The 14,336-nt window shown below is 35.0% G+C and carries 13 protein-coding genes; 4 read left to right on the top strand and 9 right to left on the bottom strand.

Going from position 1 to position 14,336, the window contains the following annotated elements:
- Positions 1 to 127: 127 nt before the first annotated feature.
- Complete coding sequence (locus L1S35_RS09340) at positions 128 to 688, top strand: tetratricopeptide repeat protein (RefSeq protein WP_236399817.1); 561 nt, start codon at positions 128 to 130, stop codon at positions 686 to 688.
- Between the two features lie 150 nt (positions 689 to 838).
- On the opposite strand, the gene L1S35_RS09335 is transcribed toward L1S35_RS09340, so the two are convergent.
- Genes L1S35_RS09335 through L1S35_RS09325 form a run of 3 tightly spaced genes read right to left on the bottom strand, consistent with a single transcriptional unit; the run spans position 839 to position 5,652 of the window.
- Entirely contained in the window at positions 839 to 2,182 is a 1,344-nt protein-coding gene (locus L1S35_RS09335; RefSeq protein ID WP_236399814.1) for a DUF5689 domain-containing protein, read from the bottom strand.
- A gap of 8 nt (positions 2,183 to 2,190) precedes the next feature.
- Entirely contained in the window at positions 2,191 to 2,805 is a 615-nt protein-coding gene (locus tag L1S35_RS09330; protein ID WP_236399811.1) for a choice-of-anchor J domain-containing protein, read from the bottom strand.
- Positions 2,806 to 2,814: 9 nt separating this feature from the next.
- The gene (locus L1S35_RS09325; protein ID WP_236399808.1) at positions 2,815 to 5,652 is read right to left on the bottom strand and encodes a TonB-dependent receptor; all 2,838 of its coding nucleotides are present in this window, start codon (positions 5,650 to 5,652) and stop codon (positions 2,815 to 2,817) included.
- 139 nt (positions 5,653 to 5,791) lie between these two features.
- On the opposite strand from L1S35_RS09325, the gene L1S35_RS09320 reads away from it, so the two are divergent.
- From L1S35_RS09320 to amaB, 3 genes are all read left to right on the top strand, one after another.
- Positions 5,792 to 6,901, top strand: coding sequence for an endonuclease/exonuclease/phosphatase family protein (locus L1S35_RS09320; protein WP_236399805.1), 1,110 nt, complete (start codon positions 5,792 to 5,794; stop codon positions 6,899 to 6,901).
- Positions 6,902 to 7,012: 111 nt separating this feature from the next.
- The gene (locus L1S35_RS09315) at positions 7,013 to 7,549 is read left to right on the top strand and encodes a 3-hydroxyanthranilate 3,4-dioxygenase (protein WP_236399804.1); all 537 of its coding nucleotides are present in this window, start codon (positions 7,013 to 7,015) and stop codon (positions 7,547 to 7,549) included.
- Between the two features lie 203 nt (positions 7,550 to 7,752).
- The gene (gene amaB, locus L1S35_RS09310) at positions 7,753 to 9,306 is read left to right on the top strand and encodes an L-piperidine-6-carboxylate dehydrogenase (protein WP_236399801.1); all 1,554 of its coding nucleotides are present in this window, start codon (positions 7,753 to 7,755) and stop codon (positions 9,304 to 9,306) included.
- Positions 9,307 to 9,370: 64 nt separating this feature from the next.
- On the opposite strand, the gene L1S35_RS09305 is transcribed toward amaB, so the two are convergent.
- From L1S35_RS09305 to L1S35_RS09280, 6 genes are all read right to left on the bottom strand, one after another.
- Positions 9,371 to 10,198, bottom strand: coding sequence for a hypothetical protein (locus L1S35_RS09305; protein ID WP_236399799.1), 828 nt, complete (start codon positions 10,196 to 10,198; stop codon positions 9,371 to 9,373).
- 32 nt (positions 10,199 to 10,230) lie between these two features.
- A complete protein-coding gene (locus L1S35_RS09300) occupies positions 10,231 to 10,812 on the bottom strand; it encodes a PhnA domain-containing protein (RefSeq protein WP_236399796.1) in 582 nt (193 codons plus the stop codon).
- Between the two features lie 2 nt (positions 10,813 to 10,814).
- The gene (locus tag L1S35_RS09295) at positions 10,815 to 11,309 is read right to left on the bottom strand and encodes a DUF6646 family protein (RefSeq protein ID WP_236399793.1); all 495 of its coding nucleotides are present in this window, start codon (positions 11,307 to 11,309) and stop codon (positions 10,815 to 10,817) included.
- Positions 11,310 to 11,354: 45 nt separating this feature from the next.
- Positions 11,355 to 12,092, bottom strand: coding sequence for a metallophosphoesterase (locus tag L1S35_RS09290; RefSeq protein ID WP_236399790.1), 738 nt, complete (start codon positions 12,090 to 12,092; stop codon positions 11,355 to 11,357).
- Entirely contained in the window at positions 12,085 to 13,236 is a 1,152-nt protein-coding gene (locus L1S35_RS09285) for an ATP-binding protein (RefSeq protein ID WP_236399787.1), read from the bottom strand. Before L1S35_RS09285 ends, L1S35_RS09290 begins: the two co-directional genes overlap by 8 nt.
- Before the next feature lie 76 nt (positions 13,237 to 13,312).
- Positions 13,313 to 14,179: an aldo/keto reductase gene (locus tag L1S35_RS09280; protein ID WP_236399784.1), complete on the bottom strand. Its 867-nt coding sequence runs from the start codon at positions 14,177 to 14,179 to the stop codon at positions 13,313 to 13,315.
- Positions 14,180 to 14,336: the final 157 nt, after the last annotated feature.

Genomic DNA, 14,336 nt, shown 5'->3' with positions numbered 1-14,336 from the left:
TATATGTGTGCTGTGTTTATAACAAAAAGCCGCTAAAATGAGCGTATATTAGCTTTTCTGAAGCTGATTTGAATTTAGCCCGATAAGATTAATATATAGCTATGCTATATCATCAGAACTACGCTCTATGAAGAAAAATCGAATTTTTAAAATTGTACTTATAGCTGTTACAGGAACACTTGTCCCTCTTTTACTTCTGATTATATCATCAATGATAATATATGGTTCTAATTTTCCTTTGGTAAAACTCTATTACTGGAAAGGTTTTATAGAACACCGAAATGGAAACCTAGAAAACGCTATCAAAAATTATGATAAAGCAACAGAATTAGATAAAGAATATTCAACAGTTTACATATCGCGTGGAAGTGCATATCTAGACTTAAAAAAATATGGCAAAGCAATTGACAATTATACAATGGCTATCAAATTATCTCCAGAAAATGAAGAACCTTACGCATATAGAGGAAGAGCATATTATGAAATAGATAGTCTGAAAACTTCAAAAAGTGACTTTGATATGGCAATTAAATTAAATCAAAATTTTGGTTATGCATATTCAAATAGAGCTCTTTTAAAATATACTAAATTGAATGATAAGGTTGGTGCATGTGAAGATTTGAAAAAAGCTGCCGAGTTAGGTGATAAAGATGCAAAATCTCATCTTAAAGATAGTGTATGTAAATAACAAAAACAGCTATTAAAGACAATATGTAGCAACCGCTAAACGTTATACAATATTAATGCTTTTTTTGGAAAACTTCCCGTATAAACCTTATTCAAAAAAAAAGAGTCCCGAATTTTGGGACTCTTTTTTTATGGGATGATTTTACTAAAATTAATTAATTACAATATTGTCAATATTACAATTGGTAGTTTGTAAATTTGGACCACTGATATTACTTCCGGTATATTCAAAAACTATATATCCATTTTGGGTTAAAGCAGTTGGAAAAGTATACGTGCCAGCCGATACAAATGATGTAGTATTAGCAGTTGGCAAAACAAAATTTGAAGTGATGTCAACTAATGTAGCTTCGGATATTTTTTTGCCAGGAACGTAATCTGTAGTTCGGTATACTTTTAACCCTAAAGCTGTAGACATAAAATCAACATCTACTTGAAAAGTAATCGTGTTTGCAGCATCAAAGTTTACAGGCACAACAAAATAGGATTTATTTCTTTCTAAAGTTCCGCCAAAAGCACTCATTTGTATACAAAGTGAACTATTAACTGATTTTATTAACCACTGTTTTGTCCCTAATGCAGGAAAGTTAAGGTAGTTTACAAAACCAGATTGGTTTACAGTATAACTTTGAAAAGTTTCGTTAAGAGTACTATTGAAATTATAAGTTCTAGGGTTAACTAATTTTACATCATTTTGGTGTCTTACTAAAAATTGGAAATCAGATCCGTATTTAGTCATAACTCCTCTAATTTTTCCTCTCCCTGAAGGAACATTCTGATATGCAAAAAGAGCATAAGCACTAACTCTAAAATAGCGTGCTGTCCCGCCATTAACATCAACGATGTTGTGATTTGTAGCATTTCCACCTGAATCAATATCAAAATATGTTCTTGTTAATGAACCATCTGCAAACTGAACATTATCTATATCAATTAAGGTATTTAGGTTGGCATTATTAGCCGCTGCTGTAAGCGAAACAGTACGAGTCATATTGTCTTCATTAACAATTGTAGATGAAGGAAATAAGTAATTTTGCCATTCGTTTTCAGAAATTCTACCAACTTCACCTTCGAATAAAGATCCTATTTTAAGAGATCCATCCACAATAGCGGTATATAAACCTTTCATTTTAACATATATTTTTCTCCCAGGTGTAAATCCTCTTCCAAAAGAAGAAAAATTTGCTGAAATGCTACAACCAACCGGCTGGGAGGTATTAGTTGCAATGTTTTGCAAACAAATAGTGTTATAAAATGTTCCTGTTTCATCTGATGAAGTCACATAACCTTCAAGGATATCATCAGCGGTATAAAGCACCGGTGTTCCAGTATTATTGAAAGCAACGATGTCTGAAATCGTTTTATTCGCCGTCATCTCGTAGGTTTGAATTCCAGCAGTTAAGTTATCCACATTGGAATCGTCTTTTACACAACTTGTAAATAATCCAAGAAGGATGGTAAATACAGTTAATGATTTAATAAATCTTGTTTTCATAGCTTTTTTTAGTAAAATAATCGAATATTATCAATTTGAAATGTAGCGTCTAAAGCGTTATTGGTTCCTGAACCTTTCGCTTTAAATGCAAAATGTAGAGTCCCCGTAAAGTGAGATAAATCTACCTCGCCTGAACTTACATTTTCATAGTAGTCATCGTTAGGTGTAGGCGTTTTTATCGGAATGTTTATCCAGCTTGCCTGATTAAAATTGGCAATATCTCCGTCATAATCAGTAGAGACCATTAATTCTATTGTGTTTTCAAGCGGATTTGTTAAAAACGCTTGTGCAATGTGAAATACCAAAGTCTCTCCTTCTTGTTCATCCATATTGAATGCTGGTGAAATTAACCACGCCACGTTTAATGCTTGTCCCGAACCAAATGAAGTAAATTCAGCATAACCGTTTTCATAAAAAGTTTGTTCTGTAAATTTACGTGTGCCAATTTGAGCATAATTGGTCCATCCTGGAGTATCCAAAGGGGTGTTGTCAGTGTTGTCACTAAAGTCTTCAACAAACAAGGTTCTTTTTGTTTGTATGTTGTCAATATCACTTTCGTCTGTACATCCGGTAAAAACCAATGCAACAATAGCGATAAAACTATATAAAGATATCTTTTTCATTGTACTAAATTAAAAATTAATATAAAGATTCACAAAATAAGTCCTTCCAAATCCGTAAAAATATTTTGGTCCAAAAGAAGGTGTGTGTGATACATATTGTCCGGTACTCTGATCAACGTGTGATACATCTTGGTTCAATTGTCTGAAACTTGAGCTTCTTGATTGTTCAAAACCACCTGTTTTGTAGGTAATGTCAAACAAGTTATTGATGCTTGCAAAAAATCCGAAAGTTTGTCCACCAATTCTCCACGATTTCCCTCCTGTAAGATTTACAAGAGCAAAGTCATCAAACTTTTCTTGTTTTAACAATTCATCTACTCTTTCTTGAGTTGCCTCTGGAAAAGGAGTTGTAGTATTTCCGAAAGTATTGTCAATTAAAAAAGCATTTGTTCTTAAAATTGGAGCCACATCGATATAACTATTACCTAAATAATTCGCATTAGCACCAATCCACCAAAAATGTGGGTCTCTATACTCTAAACCAAAAGCCGCTGCCGATTGTGGCATTCCAGGTTGTCTGTAGTTTTTTAGATTGGCTTGTCCATAATTACGAACCGGAAAAGTGTTTGTTAGAGTTGCCTGATCGTCTATATTTAACTGTATTGTTGGGTTGCTATCATAAGTATACTCACCGTAAGAACCTGCAATAGTCATTTTAAGTGTTTTGGTTATTTGGTATTCTATTCCTAATTCAGCACCAATATTTTTCTTGTTTAAGCCACTAACTGTTTCGGCAACGAAACCACTTTCGTCATTTGTAGAATCACCATCATCAATTATATCAGCAAAAAAGAAAGATGTTTCGGTTGATCCTTTTATGTACGAATAAAAACCTGTTATTCTTGCTTTAAGTTTTGGGGTTTTAATAATATAACTTGCATCAGCACTTGTAACAACTTCACTTTTTAAGTCACTATATACGTTATTATTTATCCTTGCGTTTGTGAAGGTGTTTCTTAAATTTGGAGCTTTCGTTGCGTAATAACCATTCAAATCAAAAAAGTGTTGCCCAGTAATTTTGTATGTTAAACCGCCTTTAAATCCGAAATTGTCAAAACCAATTTTGTCACTTTTTCCAAATGAATTAGTTGGATAGTAGCCATTTCTATACAACCCCTCTCTTTGATAATATGATTTTGTATAGTTTTGAGCCATGTAAAAATCTACTTTTCTATAAGTAAATTTGAACTGGGTAAAAGCATCAAAAGTTGTGGCAAATAAATTGTAGTTATAACCAAATTTATCGCCTTCTACTACATGACGATTTGGATTGTTTAAATCGGTTATGGTTTGAGTAGTCCCAGGTGTTCCAAAGGTATCATAATCGATATAATAATCACCACCTAATAAATCCAATAGGTTTTGGAAATTATTTGATTTTAATTTTCGGAAAGTTGCTGCACCATTCAAAAAGATGTTGTCACTTAACTTTGAAGATAAAACAGTATTTGCTATAAATTGTTTATCGTCTGTTCGGTCTTCATATAATACATAATAACTGTTGCCATCAGTACTAAGAGCATTGTTGTTTTGCATGAAATCCCAGTCAATTTGTCTATTAGTTAAAAACTGAGATAATCCAGCTTGTGTTTGATTTGCTGTACTGTCGCCAATATAGGTTCCATTGTCGTCAAATTGTGAAGTGTAATAACTAGGTAAATTTCTGTAATACGTCGGGTCAGGATTTGGCTTGCCCTGAAAATCCAGACGACTGTTTCCAATTTCACCTGTTTGATAACTTAAATTGGTATTTAAGTTTGTTTTAGAAGTTACTTTCCAATAATGACTCAACATAAAAAGGGGTTCATCAACTGTCTTTACCCTTGAGTTTCTTTGTTCACCGTCTTGCCAACCCCAATATGAATTGTATTTAATTCCGGCAATATCAGTCACTTCTTGTGTATTAGGGGAATTTTTTCCTCTGTAATTTTGCGCATAAATTGAAGTTAAATTTAAAGAGTGTTTGTCATTAAATTTCTTCTCCACACTTGCAAACAAAGAGTTTGCACTATAGTCTGTTCCCTCAAAATATCCCTCCTGAGCCCATCTTCTAGAAGCAGAAACTACAAAAGCCCAACCATTTGTATTCATCCCAGAAGCATGAGTTCCCATAGTTCTCCAACTGTAATTGGTGTTGGTTCCGGAAAAGGAAATTCTTGATCCTTTTCTATATATAGAAGCCCTTGTGTTAATTTCTTGTGTTCCCAAAACTCCCCCAAAAATATAATCAGAAGGAGCAGAACCCATAGTAAATTCTTGGTTTCTTGTTGCATCATTCAAACCTCCCCAGTTACTCCATTGAGGTCTTCCATCGTAAACCTTATTCATAGAAATACCATTAATCATGGTTGTTCCATATTCATTGTCAAGACCTCTTATTCTAAAACGGGCTTGCCCCCAGTTAAAGGCTGCAGCCTGTTGAAAAACATCTCTTGAAGCTTGTAATAATCCTGATGTACTTTCAGAACCACTATTATCATCCCCTAAATCATTTTCGGTAATGGTAATTAAACTTAATTGTTGCTCAGAAGTAATATCTTCTTCAAGAACTACAACACCTAAATCTAATATTTTCCCTTCTTCAACCTCAACTGCCAACAGCTGATCTTTTAATCCGGCACTTTTGATTTGAACTAATTGGCTTCCTTTAGGAACGTCTTTAAAAGTAAAAACACCCATCGCATCTGTAAGAGCTGTTAAGCTTGTATTCTGAATAGAAGCTACAACGTTTTGTAATGGTTTTTGCGTTTTAGAATCTACAACTTTCCCAGTTATTCCAGTTGTAGTTTGTGCAAAACTAAAAAGCACTTGCATTACCAATAATGTACTAAAAACAAGTTTTTTCATAAATAAAATTAAGTTAATTTCTCTCTAACTGTAAGCTTAATAAAAACTTAACAGCCGACAAATGTACATCTTTTAATAATATTATCTACTTTTGGCTCGAAGTTTGTAAAAAACTTGACATTAAATTAATATACATATTATGAGAATTAGAAAGCTTATAGCCGTTTTCTTTGTTTTATTCGCAATTTCAGGAGCGAATGCACAGGCTAAAAAATACATAGTGCATACCGTTGCATTTTACAATTTTGAGAATTTGTTTGATACAATTAACGGGGCAAACAATGATGAAGAATGGTTGCCAAACGGAGCTCAGAACTGGACTTCTGAAAAATACAAACAAAAACTACACAATCTGGCAAGAGTATTGTCTGAAATTGGGACAACAGAAAATCCAAATAATTCTCCTGTTCTTATTGGTGGTGCGGAAATCGAAAACAGATTGGTTTTGGAAGACCTGGTAAAAGAGCCTGCTCTTATTGGTAAAGATTATGGAATTGTTCATTTTGAATCTCCGGATAAAAGAGGAATTGATGTAGCATTATTATACCAAAAAAAACATTTCAGACCAACAAGTTATAAAAACATTCCGTTATTGATTTATAAAAATCAAATGAACAATGAGGCTAAAAGAAAAAATGCGGCCGATGATATCGCAGATGATAAATCTGAAGTAGAAACAACTTCGGAAAGAGTTTATACCAGAGATATTTTATTGGTAACCGGTCTTCTTGATGGGGAAGAAGTCAACGTCATGGTAAACCACTGGCCTTCGCGATCTGGTGGTGAGAAAAAAAGTTCGCCTTTCCGTGAAGCAGCCGGAAGATTAAACCGAAAAATAATGGATTCTATCTACAAAATAAACCCAAATGCAAAAATCATTACTATGGGAGATTTGAATGATGGAACCTATAATAAAAGTGTAAAAGAAGGCGTTGGAGCCAAACGTAAAAAAGAGGAAGTGAAACAATTTGGTGTATATAATCCGTTTGAAGAAATGTTCTACAAAGGAAACGCCACACTTTTCTATCGTGATGCCGGAGATATTTTCGACCAAATCATGGTTTCTGAAACCTTAATTCAAAAAGACACATCTTCCTTCCGTTATTGGAAAGCCGGAATCTATAACAAACCCTACATGATAACAACGGTCGGACAATATAAAGGTTATCCGCTAAGGCATGGCACTACCGAAATTGGCTACAGCGACCACTTCCCGGCCTATATTTATCTAATTAAGGAAGTCAAATAAAAACGTTAATAAAAGGTTAGTTCGCGCTAACCTTTTTATTTTTACTAACTTCGTCACCCGAGTCTCGCCATTATGACGAGACGAATTTTATGAAATAAAAACAATATTTCTATGGCTATACCAAAACCATTCAACCTCAATAAATGGATTGACGAAAACCGTCATCTACTAAAACCACCCGTTGGCAATAAGAATATTTATGTAGATTCCGAAGATTATATCGTAATGATTGTAGCCGGTCCAAACGCCCGAAAAGATTATCATTACAACGAAACCGAAGAATTATTCTACCAACTCGAAGGCGAAATCATAGTTTACGTTCAGGACAATGGCGAAAAGAAAGCCATGAAACTCTCAGCAGGCGATATGTATCTGCATCCGGCAAAAACACCGCATTCTCCAAACCGAAGCGAAGGTTCAATCGGATTGGTAATCGAACTAAAACGTGCCGGTACCAATGCAAAAGATGGCCTGCTTTGGTTCTGTGACAACTGCAACCACAAACTCTACGATGTCTATTTTCCGCTTACCGATATCGAAAAAGATTTTCTGCATCATTTCGAACATTTCTATAATTCAAAAGAACTGCGAACCTGTGATAAATGTGGAACCGTAATGGAAAGTGACCCAAGATTTGTAGCTAAATAATTTTTAGTATCAGAAGCACACGTTTATTGTATTTCGGGAAACATCTTCCCGCTATCCGCGCTACACGGTAGCTAGCTCCTATCGGGGCTAACGAGAAGCAATGAGTTCTTTACTCTATATTCTATTTTCTAACTCCATTCTATTTGGTTTAAAACCACTATTTTTGTCAACAATTAAAAAACAAACAATCTTAATATATTACAATGTCAACAATTGCACAACAATTCGGCATGACCGAAGCTCTTGAAATTCTTGGAGTAAAAGCTATAAACGAAGGAACTTCAACAGGAAACAACTGGTTTTCAAACGGAGAAACTTTCGAATCTCATTCACCGGTAGACGGTCAATTAATCGGAAAAGTAAAAGCCTCAACCGCTGCCGATTACGAAAAAGTAATGCAAACCGCAACCGAAGCTTTCAAAACATTCAAACTAATGCCGGCACCACAACGTGGTGAAATCGTACGTCAGTTTGGAGAAAAATTACGTAAAAACAAAGAAGCTTTAGGAAAACTGGTTTCTTACGAAATGGGGAAATCTTTACAGGAAGGTTACGGAGAAGTCCAGGAAATGATAGACATCTGTGATTTCGCAGTTGGACTTTCCCGCCAGCTTCACGGATTAACCATGCACTCAGAACGTCCGGGACACCGAATGTACGAACAATACCATCCGCTTGGCGTAGTCGGAATCATTTCGGCATTCAACTTTCCGGTTGCCGTTTGGGCTTGGAACACAGCTTTAGCATGGATTTGTGGTGACGTTTGTGTTTGGAAACCATCTGAAAAAACACCTTTATGCGGAATTGCATGCCAAAATATCATCGCTGAAGTATTGAAAGAAAACAATCTTCCTGAAGGAATTTCTTGTTTAATCAACGGCGATTATAAAGTAGGAGAATTAATGACGCACGACAAACGTATTCCATTAGTTTCTGCAACAGGTTCTACTCGTATGGGGAAAATTGTGGCACAGGCTTGTGCGGCTCGTTTAGGAAAATCATTATTAGAATTAGGCGGAAACAACGCCATCATAGTAACTCCCGATGCCGATATCAAAATGACGGTTATCGGAGCTGTATTTGGCGCTGTTGGAACAGCAGGACAACGTTGTACTTCTACACGTCGTTTAATCATTCACGAAAGTATTTATGACAAAGTAAAAGACGCTATCGTTAGTGCCTATGGTCAATTGCGAATCGGAAATCCATTAGACCAAAACAATCACGTTGGTCCACTTATCGATACACACGCTGTTGAAATGTACAACAAAGCATTATCAAAAGTTGTTGAAGAGGGTGGCAAAATTTTAGTGGAAGGCGGCGTTCTTTCAGGTGAAGGCTACGAAAGTGGCTGTTACGTAAAACCAGCGATTGCTGAAGCTGACAATTCGTTCGAAATCGTACAGCACGAAACATTTGCTCCGGTTTTATATTTACTAAAATATTCGGGCGATGTAACTAATGCTATCGATGTTCAAAACGGCGTTGCTCAAGGTTTATCATCAGCAATTATGACAAACAACCTTCGCGAAGCAGAAGCATTTTTATCAGCTGCTGGTTCAGATTGTGGAATTGCCAATGTAAACATTGGAACATCAGGTGCTGAAATTGGCGGTGCTTTTGGTGGTGAAAAAGAAACAGGTGGCGGACGCGAATCAGGTTCTGATGCCTGGAAAGTGTATATGAGAAGACAAACCAATACAATCAATTATACTACAAGTTTGCCTTTGGCACAGGGAATTAAGTTTGATTTATAAACCAGAATAAAACTATTTAAAAAAAAAGCGTCCAAGTTACCTTGGACGCTTTTCTTTAAAAGTGTTATCTGTCATCACTAACATCTTTGAAAAATTTAGGCCCTATTTGTGCCTGATTAAATCCAGTCATTACTCGTCCATATAGCAATTCACTGTTTTTTGCACAGATAAAGAGTACAAATTTTAAATTTCTATAATTAATTACTTTTAGAAATACGGCATCTTCATTTTGATCTTCGATAGCTTTTTCTATATTTTCCGGGGTTGTGAAAAGAAACTTATAGTTGTATACTTTTTTTAAACCCGCTTCGTGGTCAATATCATCTTTAAGGTCGTTACGGGTTACATAAAGTGTTTTGCTTTGTATTCTCTTTTTGTTTCTTTCATTCACTTCATCCAGATAATCTTTTAAATCAAGATCCTTTTTTGTATTCAAATCGAAAACAAAATTAATTTCGCTTTGCATCATCTGTATTGAAAAAAGCATTTCCACAGGAGATATTTTATCGAGCTGTACCAATGACAAAACTCCTTTTGGGGTGTTTTTTTTATATTCTTTAAACATGGCAAGTTTCGTCACTCCGTATGCCATATTTAATGCTCCTGTAGTTCCTGCTGTTCTCGAAAAACTGTACTCAACCTGATCGACAAAAAAGGAACCCTCTCCTGTTAATTTTTCAACTTGATTTGGTTTGATCATTTCAAATTTATTGACTGTCCAATATTTTATCAAAACGTCATTAATAATCTTATTGTACTTTTTATCACCGGACATTATAAAGTAAGTTGTTCCTTCTTTAAAAGATTTATACTCTCTAATATCGGTATTTACTTCCTGGCTATAGCAATAAGAAGATAGTAGCAACAGAATAAGGCATAGTTTTTTTATCATAATATTTATCAAGTTTAGTTAATTTTTGTTTTTTACTTTGTCTTCTTCACATACTGCGTTAAAATAACAATATGCTGACCTTCAACTCTGCCTTCAATTTGGTCGGCATTGTCCCAAACCAATTTGATGTTGTGAACTGCTGCGCCTCGTTTTGCGGTAAAGTTGGCACCTTTCACATCCAAATCTTTAATCAAAACAACAGAATCTCCGTCTTTCAGGATGTTTCCGTTACTGTCTTTATGAACTATTTTGCCTTCTTCATCTTCGCCTTCACCAGTTGCACCAGCCCAAACTAAAGTTTCATCATCAAGATACATCATGTCCAACAAATCTTGTGGCCAACCTTCGGATCGCAATCTGTTTAACATTCGCCATGCAACAACCTGCACAGGTTTGTTTTCATTCCACATACTATCACTAAGGCAACGCCAATGATTTGGATCTGTTGGTGTAATATTTTCTATTTGGTTTTTACAGGTTGTACATACCAATACAGAATTATCAAGTGATATCGCTTCTTCTTTGGTTAAATGAATTCTTAAATCTTCTGCTGAACCACACATTTCACATTTGGAGCCGCTTCTTTCGTCTAATTTTTTGTCAATGATACTCATTCTTATAAATTAAAAGAGGCTCCTATTTGAAACACAAATTGATTATTATATTTTTCAAATCCTTCAGCATTTGTATCGTATTTCGCCAATGGAATTCCGGCTTCTGTATAAACACCAAAACCTTCAGTAAAGAAATATCTAAAACCCAAATGCGCCCCGAAATTTCTTGTTCCTAAATTTAATCCCGGATAAATATCCATTGCTTTATCCAACTTAAAAACGTTTCCAATGTTAGCATTAAAACGAACTTTAAAATCCGCTCGGTCATCGAAATTAGGCTTTTCTCCTGCAACTTCATCTACCGAAAGCAAATAAGATGCGACAAATCCATAGGACATATTTTCACCTAAACCAAAATCAGTTGAAAGATTAATTCCCGTTCCGTGACTTTGAGTATTCAATCCTACTTGTGCTTTTATATCTCCTTTACCTTTATAAGCCTGTGCATTTGCCAGACTTACCATAACGATTGCCGTTATTGTGATTATTTTCTTCATGTATTTAAATTTTGCTGCAAATATAGAGATTATCAAATCCTAAATCTAATTCCTTCCTTTTTCGTTAAAATACAAATTGTTCAAAGGCTCACTTTGCCAAAATTCCTTTGTCTCAACATCCAAAATAGTCAATGGCCCTTTAAAAGCCGCTCCGGTATCAATATTCCACACACAAGCTTTTTGGATTGGAACAGTTTCATTTATTCTGGTTACCGGTGTGTGACCAATATAAACTTCATCATATAAAGTCAATCGTTTTGGATAATGAAGACTGTATTTAGGGAGCGCTTTGTCTAATGACAAAGCGGTTTCCCAAAGTGTTCTGTCCCAATAAAATAATTTTGGAAAATATTCATAATGAATGCCATTCATATTCGTAAAACCGGCATGAATAAACAGTCGGTTTTGATCATCTAAAAAATAATTTTTAAGCGATTTCAAAAAGTCAATATGAAGTTGCTTTGTTGCTTCCGAAACATTGGCATAAGCTAAAACTGTGGCTTCTCCGCCATGATGATACCACATAGTTTCATCAAAATTTTTAGTGTTTCCCGTCAGCCAATCCAACAATAAATCATCGTGATTTCCTCGGATGAAAACACATTCCTGCTTCGAGTCTAAATCGAGTAAGCAATCTATCACTTGTGGTGATTCGCTCCAGCCGTCAACATAATCACCAAGAAAAATCAATGTGTCATCTTTACTGACTTTTGCTCTTTCCATAACTTGATGCAATGCCCTCAATCCTCCGTGGATATCACCTATTACTAATTTTCTACGCATTGTTTGTATCGTATTTCATTTTTCTTAATATTCGCATCGCTTCTTTAAAACTCAAATATACGGTTGGATTTTTTTGAGCCTTTAAAAAAAGTTTGACATCTATCAGCTTTTGCTTTGCTTCATCAAAACCGTTCAGATAACAAATCATCAAAGTGGATGCTAAATTTTCTAAATCCTTTTCTTCCCTTTCTGTGAGCGTTAATCCTTTTTCGAGTTTATTAATTACTGCAACAGTAGCATTATAAATATGATGAAGCATTTTTTTATTATATGCCGGTGGTTCAAAGAGCATTTTGGTTTCCATTTTATAATAGCCATTGTCAAAAAAATGAATGGTCAATTGTTCCAGTGGATAATAACTCGTTTTGTCATTCAGTCCAAGTGCTACGTGCTCAATAATCGTAAAACTCTGCTCGTCATAACTAATAGAAACCACATCAAGTGCCGAGTAAAAAAGTTTGATTTGCTCGTTAATTAACTCAATATCCACACGCGAAAGATAGGTTGTGTCTCTAATTTTTTTTGGAACTCCGGCCCAACATATCACAAACAATTCTTTAAAAACATTATACTGCGAAGTCATGTCCTTGTGTCGATTATTCATAAAATCAATCACGCCGTCCAATGTGTGTGCAATGCTGTTTCTCGAACTGTTTTCAATACTGATAACCGTTTCGATATTCTGTTTTGAATATGGAATTTTTTCTTCCGTAGGCATGGTGTTACTTCCGACTCTGACAAAAGTAGTATTGGCCAAAATGGTATGAATGTTTTTCTTAAAAAACGATGCCTTATGCTTTGGTTTAATAGTTACCAAACCTACAACTCTGTCTTTAGGCAAGTTGGGAAAAGGTACATTTTCATATTGAATTTTTGGCGGATTTTCCAAATAAGCATTAACCAAATTCTGAATTCGGCTATCGTCAAAAAAATCATCCCCAACAATTTCGTTGTCCTGATCTTCAACACCAACAACAATATAAGAATTATTCGAGGGATTGGAATTAGACAAAGCACAAATATGTTTTAAAAACTTGCTTTTTCCTTCTTTGGTATGCAAATTTAATTGACGCTTCTTATCATAAAAACTGCACTCATCATTGTGAGCGAGTAGGTTTTTTATGAGAAGACGTTTGTTAATCATTGGAAGTACGATTTACGAAGTACAAAATACGAAGTTATTATTTTACTTTGTACCTCGTACCTCAAACTTCGTAAATTTACGGTACTTTATTCCCCATGCTTTCTGTCCAAATCGCAAACCAATCGAGTTGGTCTAAATCCATTTCAACCGCTTTCATTAAGGCTTGAATTCGAGCAATGTTTACTGTTCCGGCAACCGGAATAACATTCGCCGGATGTTTTAAAACCCAGGCTAACAAAATGGTATCCGAACCTAAATGGTATTTATCAACCAATTGTGCCAACAGTCTTTTCAGTCTTCTTGTTTGCTCAATATCTTCTCTGAAAACAGTTCCAAGCGGATTCCAACTCATTGGACGAATGTTGTGCAACTGCATATAATCTAAACTTCCGTCAAGCATTGCTTCATGGTGTGTTGCCGAAAATTGTATTTGGTTATAATTGATTTCCGTTTTTTGACGAATCAATTCTGTTTGCCATGCGGTGAAATTGGAAACGCCAAAGTCGATAATTTTGCCTTCTTTTTTTAATTTATCCACCGCTTCGGCAACTTCATCGGCAACCATCAACGGACTTGGGCGATGTAACAAAAGCACATCCAAATAATCGGTCTGCAAATTTTTTAAAGAGTTTTCTACCGACCAAATGATATAATCCTTTGAATAATCATAGTGCTTAATAGAATTATTTCTGGCACCCGTATTTTGAATGCCACACTTTGAAATCAATTGTATTTTATTTCTGTCGATGTTACTTTGACTAAAAGCCTTCCCAAAATCTGCTTCTGTAGTATAATTTCCATAAATATCCGCATGGTCAAAAGTACTGATTTGATTTTCGATACAAATGTGCATCAAATGCTCCATTTCCGTAGTGTTCAATTTTTTGTCCCAAATTCCCCAGTTCATGGTTCCGGCAATTACAGGCGAGAGTTTTGTTTTCATTTTATGTATTTGAAGTATGCTTTTTGATTTTTCAGTATTTTGAAAATTTTATTATTTTGCTACCCGAAAAATATCAAAAATAGATTAGGTCTTAAAATTATAAAAAGAAAATCATAAATCATCCTTAAAATAGGGATGTTTTGTAAAGTTTTAACGC

It is taken from the genome of Flavobacterium anseongense (genome assembly GCF_021608185.1).
Lineage (GTDB): Bacteria > Bacteroidota > Bacteroidia > Flavobacteriales > Flavobacteriaceae > Flavobacterium > Flavobacterium anseongense.
The sequence above is the reverse complement of the archived record's forward strand: the minus strand, read 5'-3'. Positions and strand labels throughout refer to the sequence as shown.

What these genes read in the sequence shown, in the direction of transcription:
- amaB (WP_236399801.1), top strand. Translation starts at nt 7,753, where the DNA reads ATGTCAACAATTGCACAACAATTCGGCATGACCGAAGCTCTTGAAATT.
- L1S35_RS09330 (WP_236399811.1), bottom strand. Translation starts at nt 2,805, where the DNA reads ATGAAAAAGATATCTTTATATAGTTTTATCGCTATTGTTGCATTGGTT.
- L1S35_RS09290 (WP_236399790.1), bottom strand. Translation starts at nt 12,092, where the DNA reads ATGCGTAGAAAATTAGTAATAGGTGATATCCACGGAGGATTGAGGGCA.
- L1S35_RS09335 (WP_236399814.1), bottom strand. Translation starts at nt 2,182, where the DNA reads ATGAAAACAAGATTTATTAAATCATTAACTGTATTTACCATCCTTCTT.
- L1S35_RS09285 (WP_236399787.1), bottom strand. Translation starts at nt 13,236, where the DNA reads ATGATTAACAAACGTCTTCTCATAAAAAACCTACTCGCTCACAATGAT.
- L1S35_RS09325 (WP_236399808.1), bottom strand. Translation starts at nt 5,652, where the DNA reads ATGAAAAAACTTGTTTTTAGTACATTATTGGTAATGCAAGTGCTTTTT.
- L1S35_RS09295 (WP_236399793.1), bottom strand. Translation starts at nt 11,309, where the DNA reads ATGAAGAAAATAATCACAATAACGGCAATCGTTATGGTAAGTCTGGCA.
- L1S35_RS09300 (WP_236399796.1), bottom strand. Translation starts at nt 10,812, where the DNA reads ATGAGTATCATTGACAAAAAATTAGACGAAAGAAGCGGCTCCAAATGT.
- L1S35_RS09315 (WP_236399804.1), top strand. Translation starts at nt 7,013, where the DNA reads ATGGCTATACCAAAACCATTCAACCTCAATAAATGGATTGACGAAAAC.
- L1S35_RS09305 (WP_236399799.1), bottom strand. Translation starts at nt 10,198, where the DNA reads ATGATAAAAAAACTATGCCTTATTCTGTTGCTACTATCTTCTTATTGC.
- L1S35_RS09280 (WP_236399784.1), bottom strand. Translation starts at nt 14,179, where the DNA reads ATGAAAACAAAACTCTCGCCTGTAATTGCCGGAACCATGAACTGGGGA.
- L1S35_RS09340 (WP_236399817.1), top strand. Translation starts at nt 128, where the DNA reads ATGAAGAAAAATCGAATTTTTAAAATTGTACTTATAGCTGTTACAGGA.
- L1S35_RS09320 (WP_236399805.1), top strand. Translation starts at nt 5,792, where the DNA reads ATGAGAATTAGAAAGCTTATAGCCGTTTTCTTTGTTTTATTCGCAATT.